Source organism: Psychrobacter sp. 1Y4 (assembly GCF_051847555.1).
In genome coordinates this window covers 1-728 of record NZ_JBPYDE010000516.1, presented here as the reverse complement: position 1 = coordinate 728, position 728 = coordinate 1, and the positions used below count along the sequence as shown (strand labels likewise).

At 44.4% G+C, this 728-nt stretch carries 1 protein-coding gene and 1 pseudogene; both read right to left on the bottom strand.

Translation table 11 applies throughout. The features are described from left to right. A pseudogene (locus tag ACS8FC_RS17300) lies at positions 1-222 on the bottom strand (molybdate ABC transporter substrate-binding protein); the annotation flags it as partial. Further along, positions 215-706 carry a molybdenum cofactor biosynthesis protein MoaE gene (locus tag ACS8FC_RS17295; RefSeq protein ID WP_439297689.1) on the bottom strand — a complete coding sequence of 164 codons (492 nt, stop codon included), beginning with the start codon at positions 704-706 and terminating at the stop codon, positions 215-217. The gene ACS8FC_RS17295 and the pseudogene ACS8FC_RS17300, both read right to left, overlap by 8 nt. Positions 707-728: the final 22 nt, after the last annotated feature.

The following is a 728-nucleotide window of genomic DNA, read 5'->3' as shown; positions in this document are numbered from 1 at the left end:
ATCTAAGTTGTCTTGATTCGATATATTACTATCCGTTTGATAGCTATTAATGATATTAGGTAGGACATCAGATAAGTTGGCTGCCGCAGCGATACGTAGTGTCTGGTGCTGAGCACTTGTCGCAGTCGCCGATTCTGCATTCGTATTTTTATCTGCTGTACAAGCACTTAATGCCAATAGCAAACACGCAGAGGTACTAATAGCAGCTAGTGACCTATCCATTATTGCTGAGCCATTTAGACGAGTCATCTTCGTAATACTCTTGCTTCCAGACCGGAATGTCCGCTTTGATGGTATCTAGTATCCAGCGGCAGGCATCAAATGCTGGATAGCGATGCGCCGACACTACCCCAACCCACACAGCCACATCACCAATCTCTAGCGCACCAATTCGATGAATGGCAATAGCATGAGTGATCTCAAAGCGCTTTTTGGCCTCTTCTATGATAGCGCGGCCTTGATTGATTGCCAAATCTTCATAACCGTAATACGTAAGGCGATCTACGCTCGTGGCATTATTATGGTTGCGCACTCGCCCTTCAAAGCAAACAGATGCACCGCAGCTGTCATTGTCTAACGTGCTTTTAAGCCTACTTTCATCAATCGCAATATCGAGTAACGCAAAACCATCGCGCTCAGCGATAAGGTACGCTTCATCGATACTACGTTTGATGGTCATTGAATGGTTATGGACGTTATCTGTCATTTTTTTCTCTATTTACACTAAT

Coding starts and splice junctions, on each gene's coding strand:
- ACS8FC_RS17295 (WP_439297689.1), bottom strand. CDS start 706: ATGACAGATAACGTCCATAACCATTCAATGACCATCAAACGTAGTATC.